Genomic DNA, 24,277 nt, shown 5'->3' with positions numbered 1-24,277 from the left:
CGCTGTGATTGACCGAGGGTAGACAATGGATTCCGCCAATACACCAGCCACCCGGCCCCAGGCGTCTTCGGGCAACGAGGGCAAGCCGTTCCTGGGTATGAACTCTCTGGACAATCTGGCGCAGCTGCCGATGTTGCGCCAGTTCGGCCTGCTTGTGGGGCTGGCGGCCAGTGTTGCTATTGGCTTCGCTGTGGTGCTCTGGTCTCAGCAGCCGGATTACCAGATCCTGTATAACGACATGAATCGCTATGATTCAGCGCAGGTGACTGAAATTCTGCAGACCAGCCGGATCGACTACCGCGTTGACCCCAATACGGGCGCCTTGCTGGTGGCCAGCGAAGATATTACCGACGCGCGCATGCGCCTGGCCGGTGCCGGGGTCTCCCCGCGCGATGATAATCTGGGTTTTGAGATACTTGATCGCGAACGCGGTCTAGGCACCAGCCAGTTCATGGAGGCGGCCACCTATCGGCGCGGTCTGGAAGGTGAGATTGCCCGGACTATTTCCAGTATGTACAACATCAAGTCGGCCCGTGTTCACATCGCCATGCCGCGCTCAACTGTCTTCGTTAGAGATGATCGCAAGCCCAGCGCCTCGGTACTGCTGGAAATGTACTCCGGCCGTGCGCTGGAGCCTTCCCAGGTAATGGCAATCGTCAATCTGGTAGCGACCAGCGTTCCTGAACTGGGCAAGGATGAGGTAACCGTCGTTGACCAGAGCGGCACCCTGTTGTCCGATCAGAGTGAGCTCAGTGAATTGACTGTGGCTGGCCGTCAGTTTGACTACACCCGACGCATGGAAGAAAGCTACACGCGCCGGGTCAACAGTATCTTGCAGCCGATTGTCGGCGCGGGCCGCTACCGGGCAGAGGTCTCCGCCGAGGTGGATTTCAGCTCCGTCGAATCCACTGCAGAGATGTTCAGCCCCGAGTCCGCACTGCGCAGCGAGCAGGTAATGACCGAAGCCCGCGGCGCCGGGCAGGAAGCGCGCGGTATTCCTGGCGCGTTGACCAATCAGCCCCCCGGCGCCACTCAGGTGCCCGAGCAGGCGGCTGATCCTGCTGGCGAAGGTGGCGCTGTGTCCGCAGCGCCGGTTGATACCCGGGAACAGTCCACGCGTAATTTTGAACTCGACCGTCAGATCAGTTATACCCGACAGCAGCAAGGGCGTCTCGAACGCCTCTCGGTCGCCGTTGTGGTGGATGATTCGGTCGCGGTTAACGCTGAAACAGGTGAGTCCACACGTACGCCGATGACCGAGGCCGATATTGCCCGTCTGACCCGGCTGGTGCAGGATGCGGTAGGCTACGATGTCACCCGTGGTGATAGTGTCAGCGTGATTAACAGTCCTTTTGTAGCGCAAGCCGAACTTGAGCCGCTGCCGGCTATCGCTTTCTGGTCGCAGCCCTGGTTCTGGGATGTGGCCAAGCAGATTCTTGGGGTGCTGTTCATTCTTGTTCTGGTTTTCGGTGTGCTGCGTCCGGTGTTGAAGAATTTGACTACAGCGGGTCGTGGTTCCGCCGCCGGCGGCTACCCCGCGGAGTTGGGTGGAGCCGGCGGGTTTGGCGGGGATTTACGCGATGATCAGGTCAGCCTGTCCGGCGTGGCTGGTGGGGCCGGCGCGGCGATGTTGCTGCCACCCCCTGGCTCCGGTTATGAACAGCAGTTGAACGCGATCAAGGGGCTGTTGGCCGAAGATACCGGCCGTGTGGCCCAGGTCGTCAAAGAATGGATCAATGCCGATGAGTGAAGAAGCCGCCAAGCGCGTCCTTAAATTGTCGAAACTCGACAAGGCCGCCATCTTTCTATTGAGTCTGGGCGAGTCGGATGCCGCTGCCATCCTCAAGCACTTGGGCCCTAAGGAAGTGCAGCGCGTCGGCAGTGCCATGGCCGGCCTGCGTACCGTGAACCGCGAGCACGTCCAGCAGGTCATGGGCGATTTCATCGAAACTGTGAGCGAGCAGACAGGACTGGGTGTCGGTGCGGATACCTACATTCGCACCATGCTTACCCAGGCGTTGGGCGAGGAGAAGGCCAATGGCCTGGTTGATCGTATCCTGCTGGGCGGCAGTACCTCTGGTCTGGACAGTCTCAAATGGATGGAGCCGCGCGCAGTGGCTGATGTAATCCGCTTCGAGCATCCGCAGATTCAGGCTATTGTTGTGGCTTACCTTGATCCGGACATGGCGGCCGAAGTCATCGGCTATTTTGTTCACAAGGTGCGTCTGGACGTGTTGCTGCGCGTGGCTGCGCTGAATGCAGTGCAGCCATCAGCGCTGAAAGAACTCAACGAGGTTCTCGAGAAACAATTTGCTGGTAATTCCAATACTACCCGCGCCAATATGGGCGGTATCAAGCGCACCGCGGACATCATGAACTTCCTTGATTCAGGTACCGAATCGCAACTTATAGAAGCGATTCGCGATATGGATGAAGATCTTTCCAGCAAAATCGAAGACTTGATGTTCGTGTTCGACAATCTGGCCGACGTTGACGACCGCGGCATTCAGTCCTTGCTGCGCGAAATCTCTTCCGAAGTGCTTATTATTGCCCTCAAGGGCGCTGATGAGGCGATCAAGGACAAGATCCTCAAGAACATGTCCAAGCGAGCCTCCGAACTGCTGCAGGATGATCTTGAAGCCAAGGGTCCGGTACGTATCAGTGAGGTGGAAGCGGCGCAGAAGGAAATCCTTACCATTGCTCGCCGCATGGCCGATGCCGGAGAGATCGTTCTCGGCGGCAAGGGTGGCGAGGAAATGATCTGACATGCTGGCAAGGGGAGCGCTGTAGATGAAAAATCCAGGCACAACCGCCGCCAGGACCGAAGACAGCGAACTGCTGCGTGGTGGCGAACAATCAGCCTTCGCGCGCTGGGATCTGCCGAGTTTTGACTCTGAGCCGCATCAGGTGCCCCTGGACCGTGACCAGTCGAAAGCTGACGCAGCGGCTGAAGCTGCCAAAGCTGAGGTCGAGGCGGAGCCCCAGGAAGAGGCACCCAAGCCATTTACCGTTGAAGAGCTCGAGCAGATTCGCGAAGAGGCCTACAACGAAGGCTTTGCGACAGGGGAGAAGGATGGATTTCATTCCGGACAGCTCAAGGGCCAGCAGGACGCCAGGACCAAGCTCGAGGCTCGGATGGCTGAACTGGAAGCTTTGATGGCCCAGCTGATGGAGCCCATGCAGGATCAAGACGATCAGATTGAAGATATGCTGCTCAAACTGGTCGAAACCATGGTTCGTCAGGTTGTGCAGCGTGAGCTCACCACCGATTCCAGCCAGATCACCCGCGTGTTAAAGGGCGCACTGAAAGCCCTGCCCATGGGCGCTGAGAATATCCGTATCTATCTCAATCCGGTGGATTTCGACGCGGCCAAGGTGTTACGCGAACGTCACGAGGAAAAATGGCGGTTGTTGGAAGATGATCAGTTATTGCCTGGCGGTTGCCGACTGGAAACCGAACACAGCCAGCTCGATGCCACGCTGGAAACCCGCCTACAACAGATAACCGAGCAGCTTTTCGAGCAGCAGCGCGAGCTGCGCGCCCATCCACCGGAGCCCGATATTATCGTGCAACCGGAGAATGATCGGGAGCCGGCTGATGGACAATCCTGAACGGATCAGCTTTGCCCGGCGTCTTGCCGCCTACGAGCCGGCCCTGAGCCTGCCTGATGAGCCCGTGGTTGAGGGGCGCCTTATACGCATGGTTGGCCTGACCCTTGAGGCCGAAGGCTGCAAGGCGCCGGTGGGCAGCCGCTGCATGGTTATCAGTGATACGGCTCATGGCAGCAGCAAGATCGAAGCGGAAGTCATGGGCTTTTCCGGCAGCAAGATTTATCTGATGCCGGTAGACAGCCTGCAGGGTGTGCAGCCAGGTGCCCGTGTGGTGCCATCCAAGGGTAGCGGAAAACTGCCCATGGGTACTGCGATGCTGGGACGGGTACTCGACGGTATTGGTCGGCCGCTGGACGGCAAGGGCGATTTCAAGGCCGATGACTGGGTAGATCTCAATGGCCCGACTATCAATCCGCTCAAGCGCCACCCGATCGAAGAACCGCTGGACGTGGGTATTCGTGCAATCAACAGCCTGCTGACTGTGGGCCGCGGCCAGCGACTGGGTTTGTTCGCCGGAAGTGGCGTGGGCAAGAGTATGTTGCTGGGCATGATGACGCGCTTTACCGATGCCGATATCACCATTGTTGGTCTGGTCGGGGAGCGGGGGCGGGAGGTCAAGGAATTCATCGAACAGATTCTGGGCGAAAAAGGCATGGCACGCTCGGTCGTCGTCGCGTCGCCGGCGGACGATGCACCGCTGATGCGCTTGCGCGCTGCGATGTATTGCACGCGTATTGCCGAATATTTTCGCGATCAGGGTAAGAACGTTCTATTGCTGATGGATTCTCTGACGCGTTTTGCCCAGGCCCAGCGGGAAATCGCCCTGGCGATTGGTGAGCCGCCGGCAACCAAGGGTTACCCTCCATCGGTATTTGCCAAGTTACCGCAACTGGTCGAACGGGCAGGCAACGCTGAACAGGGCGGCGGTTCAATTACGGCATTTTATACTGTGCTGTCCGAGGGAGATGACCAGCAGGATCCCATTGCGGACGCCTCGCGCGCTATTTTAGACGGTCACGTGGTGTTGTCGCGCCGTCTTGCAGAAGAAGGTCATTACCCGGCGATCGATATCGAAGCCTCAATCAGTCGGGCCATGCCACAGATTGTCAATGAAACACAGATGCAAAGCGCCCAGCGCTTCAAACAGATATACGCGCGTTACCAACAGAGTCGTGACCTGATCAGCGTCGGCGCCTATTCGGCCGGCTCCGATCCTTTGACCGATATGGCCATGGTAAAGATGCCTGATATGCAGGCTTTCCTGCGTCAGGGGCTGCAGGTCAAGGTCGATCTGGCTGACAGCCGCACCGCACTGCAACAGTTGATCAGCCATGAGTGAAAACCGGGCCCAGCGCCTGGCGCCGGTACTGGATATGGCACTGGAAGAAGAGCGCAAGGCGGCGGGTAGACTGGGGGAGGCGCAACAACAACTCGACAGTGCCCAGGCTCGTTTGCAGGACCTGGAATTTTATTGCAACGAGTATCAGAACGGCTGGGTGCAGCGGGGTCAGCAAGGAGTGGGGCGCGACTGGTTAATCAACTATCAGCGCTTTCTTGCGCAGATGCAGACCGCAATCGAGCAGCAACAGCAAACAGTGATATGGAATGGCCAGAGCCTGGAAAAGGCTCGGGAGCACTGGCGTCAGCGTTATCAGCGTCTTGAGGGACTGCGCAAATTGGTAGAACGCTACCATGAAGAGGCACGTTTCAGGGCTGACCGGCAGGAACAGAAGTTGCTCGACGAATTATCCCAGAGGGCCTTTGGCCGCAGTTCAAATAATCCCTGACAGGCCCTTGGCCCTGTGCTAGTACTTAATTCACACGCAAGAGCCCCAAGCAGCCATACTATTGTCTTGATGCGACTGCCAATCTGGCATTTATTTTAGCGACGGTAGTGTCGCAGCCCCAGCAGCGGCATAGCTGCAGCCATTAATAAGGAAGTCGCATGCCCATCAAGGCCACTTTATCCCCCGACGGCCAGGAGTTGACTATCAAGGTGTCCGGTCGGTTCGATTTCGGTGCGCATCAGGATTTCCGGGAAGCGTATGAGCGGGGCGGACTTACGCCCCAGCGTTTTGTGGTGGATCTAAACGACACGGATTATATCGACAGCTCTGCATTGGGTATGCTCCTGCTGCTAAGAGATCACGCGGGTGGTGATGTTGCGGATATCCGTATCATCCACTGCAATCAGAACGTGCGCAAAGTGTTGAGTATTTCCAACTTCGAACAGCTTTTCAGTATCGAATAGGCCATGGCCGTTCATCGTCCTCAGGGTCTGGTGTCAGATCAACAGAGTTCGCCGCTGAAAATCCTCATAGCGGACGATAATCCGACCGACCGGATGATCCTTGGGCGTCTTGTCGCTCGTTTGGGCCACCAGGTGTTCAGTGCCGAGAATGGTCTGGAAGCGCTGGTACAGTTCAGTGCGCACCAGCCCGATCTGGTTCTGCTGGACGCCTTGATGCCCGTCATGGACGGCTTCGAAGCAGCTCGGCGAATGAAGCTGCAGTCGGGCGAAAATCTGATCCCGATCATCTTCTTAACCAGCCTGACCGAAACCGGCGCGCTGGTGAAGTGCCTCGAGGCCGGGGGTGATGATTTTCTCACCAAACCCTACAACCCGGTTATTCTGCAGGCCAAGATCCAGGCGTTCAATCGCATGCAGGATATGCATCAGACGCTGCAGGATCAGCGCGACCTGCTCAGTCAACAACATGAGCGTTTGTTGCGCGAACAGGAGCTGGCGAAGATCATCTTCGACCGGGTTGCCCATGCCGGTAGTCTCGATGCAAGCAATGTGCGTTACGTCCAGACGGCTTTTGCCATGTTCAACGGTGACATTCTGCTGGCAGCCTACAAGCCTTCCGGTGGTATGCATGTTCTGCTTGGCGATTTCACTGGACATGGTCTTTCCGCCGCGATTGGTGCGATGCCGTTGGCGGAAGTGTTTTATTCGATGACGGCCCGCGGCTTCAATCTGCGTGACATACTGCTGGAGGCGAACAACAAGCTCAGACGGATTCTTCCTGTGGGCATCTTCTGTTGTGCGGTGCTGATTGAAGTGAATCCGGACAAGGGGCTGATCGAGGTCTGGAACGGTGGTTTGCCGGAAGTGCTGTTGCTGGGCCAGCAGGGCCAATTACTGCATCGCGTGCCGTCTACTCATCTGCCGTTGGCAGTGGCGTCGCCGGAGCGGTTTGATCCCATCCCAACAGTGCTACCGATGGCGCCGGGGGAGCGACTACTGTGTTGGACGGACGGAGTCATCGAGAGCCGTAACCAGGCTGGCGAAGAGTTTGGCGAGGGGCGCCTTGCAGAGTTCATCAGTCGTTTCGAAAGGCACCCGCAAGCGATTTTTGACGGACTGCTGGAGGAGCTAGAAGCCTTTCATGGCAGTCCAGAAGACGATATCAGTTTGCTTGAGGTCGTTATGCAGCCGCTCAAGGCACCGCCAGCAACACTATTGCATGAGGATGTCAGGCACCTGGACGCGCAGGACTGGCAGTTGGCATACACCTTTCGCGCGGCTTCGATTCGCGAGCACAATCCTTTGCCATTTCTGATCAAGGTACTGATGGAGGTACCGGGCCTACGCTACCACGCCGGGCGTCTGTTCATTATCCTAAGCGAACTTTACAGTAATGCTTTGGAGCATGGTTTGTTGCAGCTTGACTCGTCGATCAAGCTTGATTCGCGCGGTTTTACCCGTTATTACCTGGAGCGTAACCGGCGCTTGGCGGCGCTGCAGGATGGCTGGGTACGGGTTGTACTGGATCATCGGCCTGATGTGGCTGGCGGTACGCTGGCGATAGAGATGGAAGACAGCGGTGAGGGGTTCGTCGAGCACAGTGCCAGCAGGGTGCATGAAGGCTACGCCGGACGTGGGCTGGCGCTGGTTAGGGCGCTGTCTGAAGAACTGCGTTTCAATGTCAAGGGCAATAAAGTCACAGTAGTCTTTGTCTGGCAGCTTGGGCATACTGATTTCAGTTGAATGTACTTCAGTTTACGGGAACTCAGGAGACACGGATTGCATGCCCGAACGGCTTATGGATGTAGACCCCACGGTACAAAACGCATTGCGCGAGTTGATGCAGGAAGACTATCCCTTGCTACTAGAGACCTTCAGCAAGGATGCCGTGGCGCGATTGAGCCGGCTACGCACCAGCCTGGACACCCAAGACTGGGATGACTTCCGCCAGACAGCCCATAGTTTCAAGGGCAGTTGCGGCAATATGGGAGCCCTGGCCTTGCACCAAGCCTGTGAAGAGGCCGAATGTGCAGCGTTGGTCAAGGATGTTCAAGCGGCCCATCGCAGCTTCGATAAAATCAGGCAAGGCTTTCAACGTCTCGCACCGCAATTGGTTATTTAAAGCATCATTAAGCCCTTTTGTTATTTAATGCTTTTATCCGAATCTGGCTCGCCGTTTGCATCATCCTTTTGCATTGGTTGCATGGTTAGTCGCCAGGCACAATCCCGTTACCTGCAATGGAGAATTTGCGATGTCAGTCAGTCAGAATCTGCTGGCGTTTATCAGCACCGGATCGTTACCAGGTAAAGCCCAGCCTACGCAGGGAGGCCCCGCCGAGTCAGGCCAGGCCCCGGGTGCGAGTTTCGCCGATATCCTATCGAAGCAACAGCCCGATGATGTAGAAGCCCTGATTCAATTGCTCGGCGAAGCTGAAAGTGACGCTGCGGACAAGCTGCTGGAGGTTGCCGAACTTGCCGCCGATGGCAAAAACTTGCCGGCGGGTATGGAGGCGTGGCTGACTCAACTTGATGAGTTGCGCATTGAGACGGGCGAACAGACAACCTTATTGTACGCTGAAGGCACGTCGGCGGATCAGCAGCAAGAGCTGACTGGTCTGGCAGAAGAATGGTCCCAGTGGCTGGATCAGGCCCGACAGTTTCTTGGTGATGTTGACGAAGCCATTGTTGATGCGCAAGGTGGAACGGCGTTAGCAGCTCCGCTGCCGGGGGCAACATTAACGCCGGTTGTAGGCCCCTTTGCCATGGCTGATGGCACACTTGATTCCTTGGGGAGCAAAGTCAAACCCGACGCTGGGGCTGCGAGCCTCCAGTTGACGCAGGATCAACTAGGTAAGGGTGAGCGTGACCTGCGTCAGGAGCAGTTCGGCCAGATGGGTACGCGGGCCATGACCGAAAGAAGCACACAGATTGACGGTCAGCAGCCCGTACAGCGTAATCTTGAGATGACGCCGGCCGCGGCCGAAGGCAAGACCGCGTTTGCTGGTAAGCTGGCAGAAACCCTCGAAGCCCTGAGCGGACGGCAGCCCGGCGCGGACAAGGACTCAGGTGAAGGGCTGTTGCGTCCCGGCGCACAGACTCAGGCTGCAGCTCAGGGGGCGCTGGCTGCACGCCCAGTCCTGGCTGCGAGTCAGACGTTGAACGTACCTTTTGGTCAGGCTGGTTGGGGCGACGCAGTCATGGACAAGATGATGTGGATGTCCAGCCAGAATCTGCGCAGCGTGAATATCCGTCTGGACCCTGCGGACTTGGGTCCGCTGGAAATTAATATCCAGACCCGTGGGCAGGAGCATCAGGTCCAGTTCGTTACGCAGAATCCGTCGGTGCGGGAAGCGCTTGAAGCCCAGATGTTCCGTCTGCGTGAAGCGTTCAGCCAGCAGGGAATGAATCTGGTAGACGTGTCTGTGGGTGATTCCGCAGTCGATCAGCAGGCGCATCATAATGAGGAGGGCGCCAGAGAGGGTCAGCGGCGCGGCCCCGTGACCGGATCGCAGACGCTGGAAGCTGACGAGGCCGGGATGATGCTTGCCACGGCAGCGATAACGCAGGCCCAGTCCAGACGGCTGGTTGATTACTACGCCTGATCGCATTGTCAGTACTCTTCGAAAACCGGGCCGGGGCCCGGTTTTTTTGTCTGCGTCCGGGAACTTTCAAACAAAGACATTTGCTGCACTTAGCTTTATCCTTGAAGGCTCGATTCTGCATGCTGCGTGGAAGCTGGCACGGACGATGCAGAACCCTATTCACCAGCCCGTGAAACAGGCTTTTCTCGGCATAAGTGACGGTATTTTGTCATGGCGAAGCAAGAACCAGAAGAACAGCCCTCAGCTGATGGCGAGGGCGTCCCGGTCAAGAGCCGGAAAAAACTCTTTGTTCTGATTGGCGCCGCTTTTCTGGCAGTGCTGAAACCAGAAAAACAGCTCTTAGTTGATGGCGAGGGCGTCCCGGTCAAGAGTCGGAAAAAACTCTTTGTTCTGATTGGCGCCGCTTTTCTGGCAGTGTTGGTCTCGGCCGGCGGCGCAGCTTTTTTCTTCATGGGCGGCGGAGAAGAACCCGCAGAGCCGGTAGTTGATGCCGCGCCAGTGCGTCAACAGGCGATATATCAATCAATGGATCCGGCGTTCGTTGTCAATTTTACCCACGAAGGCAGGCGCCGCTATTTGCAGGTGAACGTGGTATTGATGGGGCGCGATCCGGAAGCGATGACGGCATTGGTCCAGCATCTGCCGTTATTGCGCAATGAGCTGGTTCTGCAGTTGAGCAGCGAGGAGTTTTCGACTCTGCTTACCCCTGAGGGAAAGGAAGCATTGCGTGAACGCGCGACATTGGCTGTTAAGTCGATGCTCGAGAAGGAACTGGGCAACCCGGTAATCGAAACCGTATTGTTCACCAACATAGTCTTGCAATAGGAAGCACCCATGGCCGTTCAGGATCTGCTGTCACAGGACGAAATCGATGCGCTGTTGCATGGTGTCGATGACGGCGCAGTCGATACCGAGGTCGATGCTGCACCCGGCTCGGTTAAAAGTTATGACCTGACCAGCCAGGATCGTATTGTCCGTGGGCGCATGCCGACCCTCGAGATGATCAACGAACGCTTCGCGCGCTACACCCGTATCAGCATGTTCAACTTGTTGCGTCGATCAGCCGATGTGGCGGTGGGCGGCGTGCAGGTGATGAAATTTGGCGAATACATTCATTCCCTCTATGTGCCAACTAGCCTTAACCTGGTCAAGATGAAACCGTTGCGCGGTACCGCTCTGTTCATTCTCGACGCCAAGCTGGTGTTCAAGCTGGTTGATAATTTTTTTGGCGGCGACGGCCGCCATGCCAAGATCGAAGGTCGAGAATTTACCCCCACCGAGCTGCGTGTTGTGCGCATGGTGCTGGATCAGACGTTTCTTGACCTCAAGGAAGCCTGGCAAGCGGTGCAGGATGTGAATTTCGAGTACGTCAACTCGGAGGTGAATCCGGCGCTGGCCAATATTGTCAGTCCCAGCGAGGTGGTGGTTGTGTCGACATTCCATATTGAGCTGGATGGCGGCGGTGGCGATATGCACATCACGTTCCCCTATTCGATGATAGAGCCGCTGCGTGAAGTCCTCGATTCGGGCGTACAGTCTGATATAGATGACCACGATGAGCGCTGGATACGCGCCTTGCGCGAAGAAATTACTGCCGCCCGCGTGCCACTGAGTGCCACCGTAGTGCGGCGTCAACTGAAGCTCAGGGATCTATTGAGTATGCAGGCTGGAGATGTGATTCCAGTTGAGCTGCCGGACCATATGATCCTGTGCGCCAACGGTGTGCCCACATTCAAGGCCAAGATCGGCTCTGTAAAGGGCAATCTGGCACTGCAGATACTGGGGCCAGTCATCCGGCCGCGTTGACGATATCCCCGAATTCTAATAAACACTATGCCAATCAACAGTACCGAGGAATAACAAGATGGCCGATGACAATACGTCCGCCGATGTAACCCCCGAAGAGCAGGCGCTTGCAGACGAATGGGCTGCGGCACTGGACGAGTCGGGCGACGCCAGTCAGGACGATATCGACGCTATGCTCGCTGAAAACGACAAGTCGCCACGCATGGCGATGGAAGAATTCAACGCGCCGAGTATCAAGACCGGTGAGTCGTTTGAGACCGGAGGTGATACACCGAATCTGGACGTCATTTTGGACATCCCGGTGACTATCTCGATGGAAGTGGGCAACACGGATATCACTATTCGCAATTTGCTGCAGCTTAACCAGGGATCGGTGGTCGAGCTAGACCGTCTGGCCGGCGAGCCGCTTGATGTGATGGTCAACGGTACTCTGATCGCCCATGGCGAAGTGGTGGTGGTGAACGAGAAGTTCGGCATCCGCCTGACCGACGTGATCAGTCCCTCTGAACGAATCAAGAAGCTGCGCTGATGCGGGCCAGATCCTTGCGTCTGGGGGGCGCGCCGGTGCTTCTGCTGTCAGCTGCTGCAAATGCGCAGCAACCTGAAAGCGGTAATCCGATCAACATTGCTGCACAACTGGGGCAGCTTGGGTTGGGCCTGGTGCTGGTCGTGGGTCTCATATTCCTGATTGGTTATCTGATGCGTCGGGTTGGCCCGTTGGCCCCGCGGGGTGGGCAGCACATCAAGATGATCGGCAGCCTGGCTCTGGGGCCCCGGGATCGCCTGGTCCTGGTCGATGTCGGGGGCAAGCAACTTCTCCTAGGAGCTTCCCCCGGCCGGATAACCACCTTGCATACGTTTGATGAGCCGGTGGCGGAACTACCTGTTGCTGCGGGCATCAACAGCGATTTTGCGAAAACCCTGCGCACTCTGATCAAGCGGGAGCCGCGCACATGAAGCGTTGGATACCCTTGTTGTTGATGTTTCTGATACCCACCGCGATTGCTCAGGAAGCAGGCGATCTGCTGACCATGAAAGCGATCACCCTGAGTACGGACGAAGACGGTGGACAGACCTACGGGGTCAGTCTGCAGATTCTGCTGCTCATGTCAGCACTGTCGTTCATCCCGGCTTTCGTCATGATGATGACCAGCTTCACCCGAATCATTATTGTTTTTGCGATTCTCCGTCAGGCATTAGGCCTGCAGCAGACGCCTTCGAGCCAGATCATGGTTGGATTGGCAATTTTCTTGTCGATTTTCATCATGGCGCCGGTATACGAAAAGATAAACGAAACGGCCCTGCAGCCTTATTTGAACGAGGAGCTTTCGCCCCAGCAGGCGCTGGAGCGTGGAAGTATCCCGCTTCGTGGTTTTATGCTGGCGCAGACCCGTGAGACCGACCTTGAGCTATTCGTGCGTCTTGCCCGGCGCGATGATCTGACTCGACCCGAGGACGTGCCTTTTCATATTCTGGTGCCGGCATTCGTCACCTCGGAGTTGAAGACGGCGTTTCAAATCGGTTTCATGATCTTTATACCCTTTCTGGTGATCGATCTGGTCGTGGCCAGCGTATTGATGGCCATGGGTATGATGATGCTCTCGCCTTTGATTATTTCCCTACCATTCAAAATCATGCTGTTTGTACTGGTTGATGGCTGGGCGCTGATTATCGGTACCCTTGCTGCCAGTTTTGCAGTGACATAGGAGCCCGGCGATGACCCCCGAGATCGCAGTTGAGTTATTTCGCCAGGCGCTCTGGCTGACCACCGTAATGGTGGCTGTCATCGTGCTGCCCAGTCTTTTTGTCGGCCTGATCGTTGCGATGTTTCAGGCGGCCACGCAAATCAACGAGCAGACGCTCAGCTTTTTGCCGCGTCTGCTGTTCACTTTCCTAACGTTGATTGTGCTCGGCCCTTGGCTAGTGACACAACTTATCGATTATACCGACACCCTGTATCGCAATATTCCGAGCCTGATCGGCTGATGCTGGAACTGACCGGTGCCGACATCAGCCGCTGGATATCCAGTTACATGTGGGTATTTTTCCGCATTGCCAGCCTTATGATGACCATGCCGGTGATCGGTACCCAGCTGGTCCCAGCGCGTATACGGCTGTTTTTGACGGTGGCGTTGACTTTGCTGGTGGTGCCGCATATTCCTGCACCGCCTTCCATGGATCCCCTGGAGCTGGCCACCTGGGCAATCATCGCCGAGCAAATCCTGATCGGTGCCACCATGGGTTTCGTGCTGCAGCTGCTGTTTCAGATTCACGTGTTGGCCGGTCAGATCGTAGCGATGCAGATGGGTCTGGGTTTTGCCTCGATGAACGATCCAAGCTTGGGCATTTCCGTGGCAGTGGTTGCCCAGGTCTTTACCATGTTGGTGACCCTTTTGTTTCTCTCCATCGATGGTCATCTGGTAGTCATTGAGGTGCTGGTTGAAAGCTTTACGACCTTGCCACTGGGCGAATTTTTCCTGGTGTCGGATTTTCAGGCAGTTGTTCTGCGTTTCTCCTGGGTGATGGCGGCAGCCGTGCTGATCGGCTTGCCAGCGATTACTGCTTTATTGATTGTCAACCTGTCTTTTGGTGTGATGATGCGGGCCGCGCCGCAGTTGAACATTTTCTCGATTGGTTTCCCCCTTACCCTGGTGTTTGGTCTATTCATCATCTGGGCTTTGCTCGCCAGCGTCGGCGAGCATTATCAAATGGTTACTACCGATACCTTGATCTGGCTGCGCGGGCTGGTGAGAGCCCAGTAATGTCAGAGCAACCGGACAGCGGTCAGGAAAAATCCGAAGACCCCACGGAGAAACGGCTTAAAGAGTCCCGCGACAAGGGCCAGATCGCGCGCTCTAAGGAGCTCAATACTCTTGCAGTGGTGATGTGTTCAGCCGCCGGGCTGATTTTTTTTGGCCCGGCCATGGTGGATCTGTTGCTGGATCTGATGGCCTATAATTTTTCGTTGGAACGCGATGCGCTCTATGCAACCGATAGCATGGGATTGCATCTGCTTGAATCGGTCAATATCGGCCTGAAGATTCTCGCTCCGCTGTTTTTTGTGCTGTTCGTCGCCTCCATTGTGGGCCCCATTTTGCTGGGCGGTTGGCTGTTCAGTGGCAAGGCTTTGGCGCCGAAAGTAAGCCGGATGAACCCGGGTGCAGGGTTGAAAAGAATGTTTTCCATCAAGGCCTTGGTCGAGCTGCTCAAGGCGTTGGCCAAGTTTCTGGTGGTGCTGGCGATGGCACTGCTGGTGCTGTCGCTCTTTCAGAATGAGCTGCGCGCGTTGAACTCGGAACCCTTGCCAGATGCCATCAGTCATAGCATCTGGATTCTCGGTAGGGCGTTATTTTTCCTGGCGTGTTCGCTGATTCTAATCGCAGCAGTCGATATTCCGTTTCAGATATGGGACAACGCGCAGAAGCTGAAGATGACCAAGCAGGAAATCCGTGATGAATTCAAGGATTCCGAAGGCAAGCCAGAGGTAAAGGGCCGAATTCGTCAACTGCAGCGGGAAATGGCCGAGCGGCGGATGATGGGCGAGGTGCCCCAGGCGGACGTGGTGATCACTAACCCGACTCATTTTGCGGTGGCCTTGAAGTACGACCCGTTGAACTCCGGCGCGCCGATATTGGTTGCCAAGGGTGCCGATTTCCTTGCCCAGCGTATTCGTGAAGTGGCGGCCGAAAATGAAGTGATCATTCTCGAGTCGCCGCCCCTTGCACGAGCAGTGTTTTACAGTACCGACCTGGATCAGCAGATCCCCGCCGGACTCTACCTGGCCGTAGCGCAGGTGCTTGCGTATGTATTCCAGTTGCGGCAATACCGCGCGGGTCAGGGCAAGCGGCCGGGCCCCATGCCGACGCCGGATATTCCGCAAGACCTGCGAAAAGACGATTAATGCGATCTGGATATTTCGTTTCAGGTTTTTCGGCTAATGTGGGCTTTTACACTAAATAGAGATTCTCACAATGACGGGCAAGTCTGGCGCACTATGGCAGATGGTGGCAGGAGCATTCATTGCGCTTGCGCTGGCCTTCATGGCAATCAATATCAAAAGCGGCATGCTGCAGTTTCGCGATGCTGACCTGGCGCTGTGGCCGATCAATTTTTCGGTATTCGGCAATGAACTGGATCCGCTGCAAAACGATATCGAATTGCAACAGAGTCTGATTCGATCCTTCCTGTTACTCAAAGGCTTCAGTGAGGCTGACATCCAGTTGTCCATGCCCAAGATTACCGATCAGCACGCCAATGTGTATGGCTCGGTATTGCCGGCGGATCGTTACCGGGCGGAGGTAACTGTGTTGGTCCGCACTCAGGATGTAGAGCGGGTTAAGACGACGATGCAATCGGTGGGCGAGCTGGTCAAGTCCGGTGTGGCTCTGACCCAGAGCTATGAATTTCAGCCCAGTTTTGTATTTACCGGTCTGGAATCAATCAAGCCGGAGATGATCGCGGACGCTACCCGCGACGCACGTGCTGCAGCGGATCAGTTCGCGCGGGATGCTGAAGCGAGTGTCGGTAGCATACGGCGGGCATCCCAGGGGTATTTCTCGATCGAGGATGTTGACCCCTTTACCCCTGAGACCAAGCGGGTAAGGGTGGTTACCAGTATCGACTACATACTGCGTTGATCATCCAGGCTCTGAATGACGAAGGGGATGAAGCTTTCCCCTTCGACCTCCTGTTCCTCTCCTAGCGCACACCAGACACGCTCGACCAGCACCGGCTCCGGGAGACTGACGTGAAAGGGCGGCAGTTGACCATTCACTTGCGTTAAAAAAGCTTGCTGCGCCTCAGGCTCGAGACGAGCGAGTAGTTCGAGCAGAATGTCCTGGCCGAAATCGAGTGACAGCGCATGCAATTTGGCGTCTTCACCCCACGGAACCTCGAACAGGGTAGTGCAGAGTTCGTGGCTGACGAAATCAATTTCACTGAAGCGTATCTGCAAAAACTCGACAGGCTGGTCGTCGATCAGTGATTGCTGTTGGTAGATCAAGCCTAAGTCTGGATTCATGGGGCGCCGTGGCAGCTGGATGTATTGATATTTTAGCAGTTTGATGTGCGCTGGGAGTGTCGCTGGCAAACTATATTCGGGGGGAAGTTGTCTCTTTATTGATAATGTTATGTTATATCAATATAGTGAAGATCTTCTTATCTGTATAGGAACAAGCTATGAAATTTAGCGATTCTCGTCTCTCCGTCAGTGTCTTGTCAGGGTTTCTGGGTGCGGGCAAAAGCACTTTGCTCAATCAGATTTTACGTAACCGGGACAACCTTCGCGTCGCGGTGATCGTTAACGACATGAGCGATATCAATATTGATGCCAGCGAGGTGCAGCGCAATGTGACGCTCAATCGTGCGGATGAAAAACTGATCGAGATGAGTAATGGCTGCATATGCTGCACCTTGCGTGAAGACCTGCTCGAAGAAGTGGCCCGACTCGCCACAGAGGGCCGCTTTGATTATTTGCTGATCGAGTCCACGGGTATATCCGAGCCATTGCCGGTTGCGGAAACCTTTACCTTCCGCGACAAAGACGGTCACAGCCTCTCTGATCTGGCTCGCCTGGACACCATGGTTACTGTGGTTGACGGAATGAATTTCCTCACTGATTTTCAGACCGCAGACAGTCTGGTCAGTCGCGGCGAAACTCTGGGTGAGGACGACGAACGGAGTATTACCGACCTGCTGATCGAGCAGGTGGAGTTTGCCGATGTAATCTTGTTGAGCAAGATCGATTTGATTTCCTCGGAGCAGCGCGAGGAGCTCCTAGCAATTCTGCGTAGCCTGAACAACGAAGCAGAGATTCTCCCGATGGTCATGGGTCAGGTGCCGCTGGCAAAGGTACTCAATACGGGACGTTTCAGTTTCGAGCGTGCCTCGCTGGCAGCGGGCTGGTTGAAGGAGTTGCGCGGTGAGCACAGACCCGAAACAGAAGAATACGGGATAGCTTCGGGCAGCTACCGGGCGCGCAAACCTTTTCATCCCGAGCGATTCTATCGTTTCCTTGACCGCACTTGGGAGAACGGACGTCTGCTGCGCTCGAAGGGCTACTTCTGGCTTGCCAACAAAATCGAGGAGGCGGGTAACTGGTCCCAGGCTGGTGGAGTGATGCGTTATAGCTATGCTGGCCGCTGGTGGCAGTCGGTACCCCGGCATGAATGGCCGACGGGCTCTCAGGAGCTTGATGAAATCGCGGCTAACTGGGATGGCCAGGTGGGTGACTGTCGGCAAGAGCTGGTGTTTATCGGCCAGCATATTGATTTCGAGCTTCTTGGCAGGGAGCTGGACAGCTGCTTGCTCACAGAGCAGGAAATGGCACTGGGCAAGGACGCTTGGCGCCATTTCAACGACCCTTTTGGGTCTTGGGTCGAAGAGGAAGCCGCCTGATGCTGGCGCAATCTCTGACTTGCATGACGGCTAAGGTGCAGACCAAGGATGTGACGATACTGGCCGATATCCTACGGGACGATGTCAACCTGGCCGTTTGGCAACGTAGTCTGGAAGGCTCAGTGCAGCACTTTGCCCGGCTGCTGCTTGATCAGGGCCATCAATTGGCTGAGACTCTCACGATTGAAGCTGTGCAGGATGAGTCTGTACCCCAGGCAGTTATCTTGCCACCGCTGGCACTCGCCGCTGCCGGCCTTGAAGGCTATGCTGAGTTCATCGATGACGTAACCTACCTGGTCAACGCCTTTGTATGTCTATTCAATGTGCGTTTGGTGGGTCTGCGTCTGCGTACCCTAGACATTGGTATGTGCCCTCGCTGGCATGTTGATCGTGTGCCGGTGCGACTGATTACCAGCTATGCTGGTCCGGGTTCACAATGGCTCAACGAGCATCAGCTGCCACGCCAATACCTTGGTGGCCCGCCGATTGATCTGCAGCCCTTGAATGTCGAACCGCAATCTTTGCAGGCAGGACAGGTTGCGTTGCTCAAGGGCGAACGCTGGCAGGGAAATGAAGGCCGTGGCCTGGTTCATCGCTCGCCGCCGCTTGTCGCTGGCGAGCGGCGTCTGCTGCTAACCCTGGATTGGCTTAATTGAGATTGCAGATCCCCCGGAGGAGTGCCTTCAAGTCTCTGTTTTAATCACTGACAGCGCTGGGCAGGGTCTTTAGAATAGCGTTTTATTTACCGAGCGCTCTCTATGCAGTTGCTACCCTGGACCCACCTAAATAGCGCGGGATTCGTCTCGCGCGGCTGGTATACGCCGCCAACCGGCAAGCCATTGCTGCATTTCCTCCACGGCAATGGTTTTTGCACACGCAGCTACGAACCTATGCTCAGCCATCTGGCGGCGGATTTTGATCTTTGGTTATGCGATGTGCAGGGCCATGGCGAGAGCGACCATGGAGGACATTTTCTAGGTTGGAATCGCAACGCAGAGCTGGCGCTGGAAGCCTTCGAGGCTGGACGTGCGCCGTTTGGCGAGGTGCCCGTGTACGCTTGCGGGCACAGTTTCGGTGGCGTGCTCACCAGCTTGATTCTGGCAAGCCATCCGACTGTGTTCCAGCGGGCGGTTCTGCTTGATCCGGTGCTGTTCCCATTGAAATTGATTGGGCTGCGTACCAGTCTCAGTCTGTTGGGTGTACGTCGTAATCCGATGGCCGATAGCGCGCGGGCGCGACGTCACCACTGGCCTGATCGGGATGCAGCCTATGGCGCGCTTCATGGTCGGGGTATTTTTCGTGGCTGGAAAGATACGGCGTTTCGTGCCCATATCGAGCACGCCCTTAGGGATCATGATGAGTTGGGCGTGGAGCTCAAATGTAGGCCTAGCCGTGAGGCGGAGGTATTCGAGAGTATGCCCAAACGGCTTTGGCCGGCACTGAAGCGGATACGCACCGAGACGTTGCTGATCCACGGCGAAAGCTCTTATCCATTTGTTCTGCAGTCCGCGCGGAAGTTGGCTCTCAATAATCAGCATGTCACCGCCCGTGCGACGCCGGGCGGACATTGTTTCATGCAGGAGCACCCAGTTCAGGCTGCGGCGCAGGTGATGGACTTTCTGCTCGAGCGTTGAGTCAGCTATGCTGATTTTCTGGTGCTGGCTGACGGCTGATGATAGCCCGATTAACCTGTTCGGCCAGCCCGTTGCCTGCCTCGCTCATGGTGAGATAGGCCAGATCTGCACCTGCCTCCAGAATGCGCTCGGCAATGTCCTCATACATCGCATTGGAGACAATCAAACCCTGGAATCCGCGGCTGCGCAGCTTCTCCACGGCGATGGTCTTGGCCTCCGCGTCGTTCATCGCAAGCACCACTGAGTGCACGTGTGGCATCTGCAGGCTATGCCAGAATACCTGGTCTTCGGCATCGGCGAACAGCGCATGCCGCCCCGCGTTGACGCTGGCTTCGATGGCTACCGGGTCCGAGTCCAAACCCACTACCCGGTAGCCCTTGTTAGCCAGGCTGTCGTAGGCGGCACGTCCAGTCCGGCCCTGACCCATCACCAGAATCTCCGCATCGCCCAGTGACAAGGGTTGTTCGTCAGGGTGACGAATGTCTCGCTCAAACGGAATCAAACGGTTTGCCAGGCGCTCGTAGAGCGGGTGAGCAAGGCGGTTGATAGGAGCTGAAACAAGAAATGAGAGCGAGACTGTTAGCGCCAGAGGGATCAGCCATTCAGGCAGTACCACGCTGGCAACAATCAGCCCGAATTCACTGTAGTTGGTGAGACTCACGCTGCTCAGAAAGGCGCTGCGTGCACGCAGTTTGAACAGCAGGAAGAGGAAGAAGAAGAGCACACCCTTGAGTGGCAGTACTACAGCCATCACCACGGCGAAAATAATCGCATCGGTATCTGGCAGACCGCCAACGCCGATTTGCAGGAAAAAACCCACCAGAAATACTTCTTTCAGACTCCAGAGTGACTGGGACAATTCTCCGGCGCGTTTATGGTTGGCGAGCATCGCGCCGAAGGCCAGCGCGCCCAGTTCGGAGCTCAGACCAACAGACTCGAAGCCTACGCCGCCAATGACCAGCGCCAGAAAGAGGCCAAGCAGGACCAGCAGTTCTTCATGGCCGCACATGTCCAGCAGGCGATAGAGTAGGGGTTTGAGCAGGGGGATAGCGAAGACCAGTAACGCCCAGGCCGAGGGCGTGGTGCCGCTGGCAATACTGATTACCAGTAGGGCGATCAGATCCTGCATGATCAGCACGCCAATGGCGACGCGGCCGTGAAAAGCCCGAAGTTCCCGTTTGCCCTCCAGCACCTTAGCCGCCAATACCGTACTGGAGAAAGATAGCGCCACGGCGAGCAAAATGGATTCGCGCATGCTGATATCCAGCAGCACCAGAATGCCCGGCAGGAATACGGCGGTAGACAGTATGAAGTGCAGCAGGCTGCCGCCGATCACTTCGGGGCGTATGAGATTCTTGAGTTTGAGCTTTAGTCCCACGGTAAACAGCAACAGAAGCACGCCCAGGTGGGCGATGTGCGCTAAAACAGCACTGTCCTGCGGCCCAATACCGAAGCTGTCGCCAAAGCCTGCCAATGCAAAACCTGCGGCGAGATAACCGATCAGGGGTGGCAAGCCGATCTGGCGCATGATCAGGCCCAGAATGAAGGCAAATGCGATCCAGACGGCTTCAATCAAGGGGGGCATCTCCATTGGTTGGTATTATTGTGGGTCATTCTAGGTGTGGGGGCCTACAGCGGCCAGCATTCAGGCATAAAAAAACTGCAAGATGTTGGCTTGCAGTTTTTAACTCACGCGACGCCCGTTATATCAGGCGACAGCGATCACGTCCCCGTGATTCTCGGGTTCGATCAGTGCGCGGTGCAATGCCACTACGGCATCCGCATAATCTTCCTCATTGATGATGCATTGCATCTCAACCTGGCGGATCGACTGGTGAATAGCCTGGATACTGATATCTGCCTTGGCCAGCGCAGCAACTGTCTTGGCCAGAATACCCTTGACCTTGAGGTCGGAACCGATCGCCGAGACAATGGCGATGTTGTGCACTCGCACCTCGGCCATCGGATACTTTTCCTCAATCAGACGTGATGCGCGATTGATCATCTTGCGTGATCCCGAGGCATAGTAGGTGATGCTGTTGGCGTCCGAATCCTTGTTCACTACGTAGATGCGCAGTTGCTTGAGTAGCTTGGTGATCTCGATATCGTAACCGACGTCGCCGAGCATCTCCTGATCAAAGACTTCGAGACCGAATACATCCTTGCGTCCGGCAATAATCTCGACACAGGGTTTTTCGCTGCAATAGTCCTGACTGATCAGGGTGCCGTCGTGCTCGGGCTCGAAAGCATTCTTGATGCGCAGCTGGATGCCTGCGCGTCGCAGGGTGCGCGCAGCCTTGGGATGGATTGCCTCCATGCCCAGATTGGATAATTGATCCGCCACGTCGTAATTGGTGCGACCGATGGTTACCACGTTATCCAGCCCAACCAGATTCGGATCTGCACTGGAAAGATGGTATTCCTTATGAATTACCGCTTCCCGAGCGCTGGTTGTTGCCGCGATCTGCGCGAATGTAATTTCGCTGTAGCCGCGGTCAAAGGTGTTCATCTGACCTTCGCTGCAATGGGTGTAACCCGTTGCAACCACCAGCTCCTTGCTTAGGTCTATGCCGGAAAAACTGTCCTTGATCATCTCCAGAAATGGCTTGGGCTCGGTTTGGTTCCAGCCGGTGAGGTCGACCAGGCGGGCGTTCACGCCCTGTTTTTTCAGAGCCAGCACGGTATTGAAGGCACTGTGAGCTTCACCCAGCGATGCCAGCATTTCGCGCACCTTCATGAGGTGCTCGGTGAGCTGAAAGTGACCATAAGTGCATAGCTGCTGCAGGCTCAGCATACAGTCGCGCACATCACCGATGCGGCCTTCGATAAAGCGGTCGGCTGCCTGACGCTCATATTCACCGCTGAACAACTCCGCATTCTTGGTACGCATGCTAGCCAGCACGGCATCGAGTGCGTCTAGCCATGCATCCTCGTTTTGCGCGTCGGCAAAACGCTCATATACACCTGGCTCGCCGGATTTCTTGTGTTCCAGCAGCAGGTTGGTCATGCCGGCATAGGCAGAAACGACGAATACACGGTTGTAGAGTTCGTGTTTCTTGCGATTACCAATGAACAGGGTGTCGAGTACTTCATCGAAGCGGCTCATTGAAGTGCCACCAATTTTTTCTACCGTATGCATAATTCTCATTTTGTCGTTGGTGAATGTTGCTCGCATCCCCTGTAAGGAGGCGAATGACTTCTTACCAACGGCTGAAGCCGCTGCTGGCAGAGCGCCTTTCATCAATCATGAAAGGCTACCCGGCCCGGCAATGGCAATCAGCCAGTAGCGCTGTCGTCGACGGGATACACGCCGTTCTCGTCATGCACTTCCTTGCCGCTGAGTGGCGGGTTGAAAACGCATGCCATCTTCATGTCGGTCTTGCCGCCACGCAGCTGGTGCTCGTCATGCTTGTCCAGAATATACAGCGTACCCGGTTCGATCTTGTAGATCTTGCCATCGGACTTGGTCTCGATTTCGCCATCGCCACTCATGCAATACACTGACTCAAGGTGATTCTGGTACCAGATATGAGTATCTGTGCCGGCATAAATGGTGGTGATATGGAAAGAGAATCCCATCTTGTCGTCTTTCAACAACATACGGGTGCTTTCCCAGTTGTCACTCTTGACCCGACGCTCCGAGGCTTCACATTCTTTCAGTGTGCGTACAATCATTGTTTTTCTCCTCAAGATGCCTGTTCGGCAGTCTGTGATTTCATGACTTTCGCGAATGCTGCGTCGAGAATTGTCATGGCTGTATTGATTTGTTCTTCGGTAATAACCAGCGGTGCAAGGCATTTGACTACCTGGCTGTGGTTGCCACTGGTTTCGATGACCAGGCCGTGTTCGAAAGCTTCACGGCATACGGCTGATGCGATCTCGCCGTTGGGGCAACTGATGCCGACCATCATGCCTCGGCCTTTGACGAACAAAGAGTTCGGTCCTAGCTTGCTGACAATCTTCTGCATCCGGTCCTTGACCAATTTGCCCTTGGCCTGAACGCTCTTGGCGAATTCGTCAGTAGTCCAGAAGTGCTCCATGGCCGCAGCAGCGGTCACAAATGCCAGATTATTGCCGCGGAAGGTGCCGTTGTGCTCGCCTGGTTCCCATTGATCCAGTTCGCGACGCATGACTACGACGGCGAAGGGCAGACCGTAGCCACTAAGAGACTTGGACAATGTAATGATGTCAGGTTGTATGCCCATACCTTCAAAGCTGAAGAAGGTACCTGTCCGGCCGCAACCAGCTTGAATATCATCAGCAATCAGCAGCATCTCGTGTTTTTTGCACAGCTTCTGCAGTTTGCGCATCCACTCGGCGGACGCGGTGTTCAGTCCGCCTTCGCCCTGGACGACTTCGACTATTACCGCAGCGGGCTTGTCGATACCGCTGCTCGGGTCGCTGAGCAACTTGTCCATCATTGCAATGGTATTAACGCCCTCACCAAAATAATTGGCATACGGCATGCGACTGACATCTGTCAGCGGAACGCCGGCAGCGCCCCGGTGATGCTGGTTACCTGTTACCGCAAGAGCACCTACTGTCACGCCGTGGAAGCCGTTGGTGAAGCTGATGATGTTATTACGGCCGGTTACCTTGCGTGCCAGTTTCAGGGCTGCTTCTACCGAGTTGGTGCCGGTAGGGCCGCTGAACTGGGTGACGTAATCACCGAAACCACGAGGCTCGAGAATAACCCGATGGAATACCTCCAGGAAGGTCTCCTTGGCGCCTGAATACATATCCAGACCGTGGGTGATGCCGTCGTCGGCAATATAGTCGATCAAAGCCTTTTTAAGTACAGGGTGGTTATGACCGTAGTTCAGTGTGCCAGCGCCTGCCAGAAAATCGATGTAGTGCTTGCCTTCGCTGGTAATCAGTTCCGCGCCGCGCGCTTGCTTAAAGAGCACGGGGAAAGAACGGCAGTAGCTGCGAATGCCAGATTCATGTTTTTCGAACTGTTCGAAAGTATTCATGGT

26 protein-coding genes are annotated in these 24,277 nt (G+C 55.9%); 21 read left to right on the top strand and 5 right to left on the bottom strand.

Features of this window, described 5'->3' with window-relative positions; all coding sequences use genetic code 11:
* The first annotated feature begins 25 nt into the window (after window positions 1-25).
* From fliF to ACJAXR_RS00655, 18 genes are all read left to right on the top strand, one after another.
* On the top strand, window positions 26-1,750 hold the full coding sequence (fliF, locus tag ACJAXR_RS00740; RefSeq protein ID WP_415056343.1) for a flagellar basal-body MS-ring/collar protein FliF: 1,725 nt from the start codon (window positions 26-28) through the stop codon (window positions 1,748-1,750).
* Window positions 1,743-2,765, top strand: coding sequence for a flagellar motor switch protein FliG (fliG, locus tag ACJAXR_RS00735; RefSeq protein WP_415056342.1), 1,023 nt, complete (start codon window positions 1,743-1,745; stop codon window positions 2,763-2,765). Before fliF ends, fliG begins: the two co-directional genes overlap by 8 nt.
* A 25-nt stretch (window positions 2,766-2,790) precedes the next feature.
* Complete coding sequence (gene fliH / locus ACJAXR_RS00730; protein WP_415056341.1) at window positions 2,791-3,612, top strand: flagellar assembly protein FliH; 822 nt, start codon at window positions 2,791-2,793, stop codon at window positions 3,610-3,612.
* On the top strand, window positions 3,599-4,951 hold the full coding sequence (gene fliI / locus ACJAXR_RS00725; RefSeq protein WP_415056340.1) for a flagellar protein export ATPase FliI: 1,353 nt from the start codon (window positions 3,599-3,601) through the stop codon (window positions 4,949-4,951). The genes fliH and fliI overlap by 14 nt, the downstream gene beginning before the upstream one ends.
* Entirely contained in the window at window positions 4,944-5,399 is a 456-nt protein-coding gene (gene fliJ / locus ACJAXR_RS00720) for a flagellar export protein FliJ (RefSeq protein ID WP_415056339.1), read from the top strand. Before fliI ends, fliJ begins: the two co-directional genes overlap by 8 nt.
* A gap of 158 nt (window positions 5,400-5,557) precedes the next feature.
* Window positions 5,558-5,863, top strand: coding sequence for an STAS domain-containing protein (locus ACJAXR_RS00715; protein WP_415056338.1), 306 nt, complete (start codon window positions 5,558-5,560; stop codon window positions 5,861-5,863).
* A gap of 3 nt (window positions 5,864-5,866) precedes the next feature.
* Window positions 5,867-7,606 (top strand): SpoIIE family protein phosphatase, encoded by a 1,740-nt coding sequence (locus ACJAXR_RS00710; protein WP_415056337.1) that lies wholly within the window; start codon window positions 5,867-5,869, stop codon window positions 7,604-7,606.
* 40 nt (window positions 7,607-7,646) lie between these two features.
* Window positions 7,647-7,985: an Hpt domain-containing protein gene (locus ACJAXR_RS00705; protein ID WP_415056336.1), complete on the top strand. Its 339-nt coding sequence runs from the start codon at window positions 7,647-7,649 to the stop codon at window positions 7,983-7,985.
* A 130-nt stretch (window positions 7,986-8,115) separates the two neighbouring features.
* Window positions 8,116-9,465: a flagellar hook-length control protein FliK gene (locus ACJAXR_RS00700; protein ID WP_415056335.1), complete on the top strand. Its 1,350-nt coding sequence runs from the start codon at window positions 8,116-8,118 to the stop codon at window positions 9,463-9,465.
* A gap of 210 nt (window positions 9,466-9,675) precedes the next feature.
* Complete coding sequence (locus ACJAXR_RS00695) at window positions 9,676-10,290, top strand: flagellar basal body-associated FliL family protein (RefSeq protein WP_415056334.1); 615 nt, start codon at window positions 9,676-9,678, stop codon at window positions 10,288-10,290.
* A gap of 9 nt (window positions 10,291-10,299) precedes the next feature.
* A complete protein-coding gene (gene fliM / locus ACJAXR_RS00690) occupies window positions 10,300-11,271 on the top strand; it encodes a flagellar motor switch protein FliM (RefSeq protein ID WP_415056333.1) in 972 nt (323 codons plus the stop codon).
* Window positions 11,272-11,329: 58 nt separating this feature from the next.
* The gene (fliN, locus tag ACJAXR_RS00685; RefSeq protein ID WP_415056332.1) at window positions 11,330-11,800 is read left to right on the top strand and encodes a flagellar motor switch protein FliN; all 471 of its coding nucleotides are present in this window, start codon (window positions 11,330-11,332) and stop codon (window positions 11,798-11,800) included.
* Window positions 11,800-12,228, top strand: coding sequence for a flagellar biosynthetic protein FliO (fliO, locus tag ACJAXR_RS00680; RefSeq protein ID WP_415056331.1), 429 nt, complete (start codon window positions 11,800-11,802; stop codon window positions 12,226-12,228). Before fliN ends, fliO begins: the two co-directional genes overlap by 1 nt.
* Window positions 12,225-12,977 (top strand): flagellar type III secretion system pore protein FliP, encoded by a 753-nt coding sequence (gene fliP, locus ACJAXR_RS00675; protein ID WP_415056330.1) that lies wholly within the window; start codon window positions 12,225-12,227, stop codon window positions 12,975-12,977. Before fliO ends, fliP begins: the two co-directional genes overlap by 4 nt.
* A gap of 10 nt (window positions 12,978-12,987) precedes the next feature.
* Entirely contained in the window at window positions 12,988-13,257 is a 270-nt protein-coding gene (gene fliQ, locus ACJAXR_RS00670) for a flagellar biosynthesis protein FliQ (RefSeq protein WP_415056329.1), read from the top strand.
* Complete coding sequence (gene fliR / locus ACJAXR_RS00665; protein ID WP_415056328.1) at window positions 13,257-14,033, top strand: flagellar biosynthetic protein FliR; 777 nt, start codon at window positions 13,257-13,259, stop codon at window positions 14,031-14,033. Before fliQ ends, fliR begins: the two co-directional genes overlap by 1 nt.
* Window positions 14,033-15,172, top strand: a complete 1,140-nt coding sequence (gene flhB / locus ACJAXR_RS00660; protein WP_415056327.1) for a flagellar biosynthesis protein FlhB — start codon at window positions 14,033-14,035, stop codon at window positions 15,170-15,172. Before fliR ends, flhB begins: the two co-directional genes overlap by 1 nt.
* 70 nt (window positions 15,173-15,242) lie before the next feature.
* On the top strand, window positions 15,243-15,908 hold the full coding sequence (locus ACJAXR_RS00655; protein WP_415056326.1) for an SIMPL domain-containing protein: 666 nt from the start codon (window positions 15,243-15,245) through the stop codon (window positions 15,906-15,908).
* Here the strand turns inward: ACJAXR_RS00655 and ACJAXR_RS00650 are convergent.
* Window positions 15,893-16,291 (bottom strand): hypothetical protein, encoded by a 399-nt coding sequence (locus ACJAXR_RS00650; protein WP_415056325.1) that lies wholly within the window; start codon window positions 16,289-16,291, stop codon window positions 15,893-15,895. The genes ACJAXR_RS00655 and ACJAXR_RS00650 overlap by 16 nt on opposite strands.
* Window positions 16,292-16,449: 158 nt before the next feature.
* Between ACJAXR_RS00650 and zigA the strand changes: the two genes are divergently transcribed.
* The 3 genes from zigA (at window position 16,450) to ACJAXR_RS00635 (ending at window position 19,301) form a co-directional block, all read left to right on the top strand.
* The gene (gene zigA, locus ACJAXR_RS00645; protein WP_415056324.1) at window positions 16,450-17,667 is read left to right on the top strand and encodes a zinc metallochaperone GTPase ZigA; all 1,218 of its coding nucleotides are present in this window, start codon (window positions 16,450-16,452) and stop codon (window positions 17,665-17,667) included.
* Window positions 17,667-18,323 carry a DUF1826 domain-containing protein gene (locus tag ACJAXR_RS00640; protein WP_415056323.1) on the top strand — a complete coding sequence of 219 codons (657 nt, stop codon included), beginning with the start codon at window positions 17,667-17,669 and terminating at the stop codon, window positions 18,321-18,323. Before zigA ends, ACJAXR_RS00640 begins: the two co-directional genes overlap by 1 nt.
* Window positions 18,324-18,425: 102 nt before the next feature.
* Window positions 18,426-19,301 (top strand): alpha/beta fold hydrolase, encoded by an 876-nt coding sequence (locus ACJAXR_RS00635; RefSeq protein ID WP_415056322.1) that lies wholly within the window; start codon window positions 18,426-18,428, stop codon window positions 19,299-19,301.
* Between the two features lies 1 nt (window position 19,302).
* On the opposite strand, the gene ACJAXR_RS00630 is transcribed toward ACJAXR_RS00635, so the two are convergent.
* The 4 genes from ACJAXR_RS00630 to ectB form a co-directional block, all read right to left on the bottom strand.
* Window positions 19,303-20,877 carry a cation:proton antiporter gene (locus ACJAXR_RS00630; protein ID WP_415056321.1) on the bottom strand — a complete coding sequence of 525 codons (1,575 nt, stop codon included), beginning with the start codon at window positions 20,875-20,877 and terminating at the stop codon, window positions 19,303-19,305.
* Between the two features lie 132 nt (window positions 20,878-21,009).
* Window positions 21,010-22,440 carry an aspartate kinase gene (locus ACJAXR_RS00625; RefSeq protein WP_415056320.1) on the bottom strand — a complete coding sequence of 477 codons (1,431 nt, stop codon included), beginning with the start codon at window positions 22,438-22,440 and terminating at the stop codon, window positions 21,010-21,012.
* Between the two features lie 137 nt (window positions 22,441-22,577).
* Window positions 22,578-22,976: an ectoine synthase gene (locus ACJAXR_RS00620; protein WP_415056319.1), complete on the bottom strand. Its 399-nt coding sequence runs from the start codon at window positions 22,974-22,976 to the stop codon at window positions 22,578-22,580.
* Window positions 22,977-22,987: 11 nt separating this feature from the next.
* Complete coding sequence (gene ectB, locus ACJAXR_RS00615; RefSeq protein ID WP_415056318.1) at window positions 22,988-24,274, bottom strand: diaminobutyrate--2-oxoglutarate transaminase; 1,287 nt, start codon at window positions 24,272-24,274, stop codon at window positions 22,988-22,990.
* Between the last annotated feature and the right edge of the window lie 3 nt (window positions 24,275-24,277).

Source organism: Halopseudomonas sp., from assembly GCF_047631575.1.
Classification (GTDB): domain Bacteria; phylum Pseudomonadota; class Gammaproteobacteria; order Pseudomonadales; family Pseudomonadaceae; genus Halopseudomonas.
Note: the sequence above shows the minus strand (reverse complement) of the source record. Positions and strands in the feature narration are given on the sequence as shown.

Coding starts and splice junctions, on each gene's coding strand:
- ACJAXR_RS00620 (WP_415056319.1), bottom strand. CDS start 22,976: ATGATTGTACGCACACTGAAAGAATGTGAAGCCTCGGAGCGTCGGGTC.
- ACJAXR_RS00715 (WP_415056338.1), top strand. CDS start 5,558: ATGCCCATCAAGGCCACTTTATCCCCCGACGGCCAGGAGTTGACTATC.
- fliH (WP_415056341.1), top strand. CDS start 2,791: ATGAAAAATCCAGGCACAACCGCCGCCAGGACCGAAGACAGCGAACTG.
- fliJ (WP_415056339.1), top strand. CDS start 4,944: ATGAGTGAAAACCGGGCCCAGCGCCTGGCGCCGGTACTGGATATGGCA.
- ACJAXR_RS00705 (WP_415056336.1), top strand. CDS start 7,647: ATGCCCGAACGGCTTATGGATGTAGACCCCACGGTACAAAACGCATTG.
- ACJAXR_RS00655 (WP_415056326.1), top strand. CDS start 15,243: ATGACGGGCAAGTCTGGCGCACTATGGCAGATGGTGGCAGGAGCATTC.
- ACJAXR_RS00625 (WP_415056320.1), bottom strand. CDS start 22,440: ATGCATACGGTAGAAAAAATTGGTGGCACTTCAATGAGCCGCTTCGAT.
- fliR (WP_415056328.1), top strand. CDS start 13,257: ATGCTGGAACTGACCGGTGCCGACATCAGCCGCTGGATATCCAGTTAC.
- fliM (WP_415056333.1), top strand. CDS start 10,300: ATGGCCGTTCAGGATCTGCTGTCACAGGACGAAATCGATGCGCTGTTG.
- ACJAXR_RS00700 (WP_415056335.1), top strand. CDS start 8,116: ATGTCAGTCAGTCAGAATCTGCTGGCGTTTATCAGCACCGGATCGTTA.
- fliG (WP_415056342.1), top strand. CDS start 1,743: ATGAGTGAAGAAGCCGCCAAGCGCGTCCTTAAATTGTCGAAACTCGAC.
- fliP (WP_415056330.1), top strand. CDS start 12,225: ATGAAGCGTTGGATACCCTTGTTGTTGATGTTTCTGATACCCACCGCG.
- fliN (WP_415056332.1), top strand. CDS start 11,330: ATGGCCGATGACAATACGTCCGCCGATGTAACCCCCGAAGAGCAGGCG.
- fliF (WP_415056343.1), top strand. CDS start 26: ATGGATTCCGCCAATACACCAGCCACCCGGCCCCAGGCGTCTTCGGGC.
- zigA (WP_415056324.1), top strand. CDS start 16,450: ATGAAATTTAGCGATTCTCGTCTCTCCGTCAGTGTCTTGTCAGGGTTT.
- ACJAXR_RS00635 (WP_415056322.1), top strand. CDS start 18,426: ATGCAGTTGCTACCCTGGACCCACCTAAATAGCGCGGGATTCGTCTCG.
- fliQ (WP_415056329.1), top strand. CDS start 12,988: ATGACCCCCGAGATCGCAGTTGAGTTATTTCGCCAGGCGCTCTGGCTG.
- ACJAXR_RS00710 (WP_415056337.1), top strand. CDS start 5,867: ATGGCCGTTCATCGTCCTCAGGGTCTGGTGTCAGATCAACAGAGTTCG.
- fliO (WP_415056331.1), top strand. CDS start 11,800: ATGCGGGCCAGATCCTTGCGTCTGGGGGGCGCGCCGGTGCTTCTGCTG.
- flhB (WP_415056327.1), top strand. CDS start 14,033: ATGTCAGAGCAACCGGACAGCGGTCAGGAAAAATCCGAAGACCCCACG.
- ACJAXR_RS00650 (WP_415056325.1), bottom strand. CDS start 16,291: ATGAATCCAGACTTAGGCTTGATCTACCAACAGCAATCACTGATCGAC.
- ACJAXR_RS00695 (WP_415056334.1), top strand. CDS start 9,676: ATGGCGAAGCAAGAACCAGAAGAACAGCCCTCAGCTGATGGCGAGGGC.
- fliI (WP_415056340.1), top strand. CDS start 3,599: ATGGACAATCCTGAACGGATCAGCTTTGCCCGGCGTCTTGCCGCCTAC.
- ectB (WP_415056318.1), bottom strand. CDS start 24,274: ATGAATACTTTCGAACAGTTCGAAAAACATGAATCTGGCATTCGCAGC.
- ACJAXR_RS00640 (WP_415056323.1), top strand. CDS start 17,667: ATGCTGGCGCAATCTCTGACTTGCATGACGGCTAAGGTGCAGACCAAG.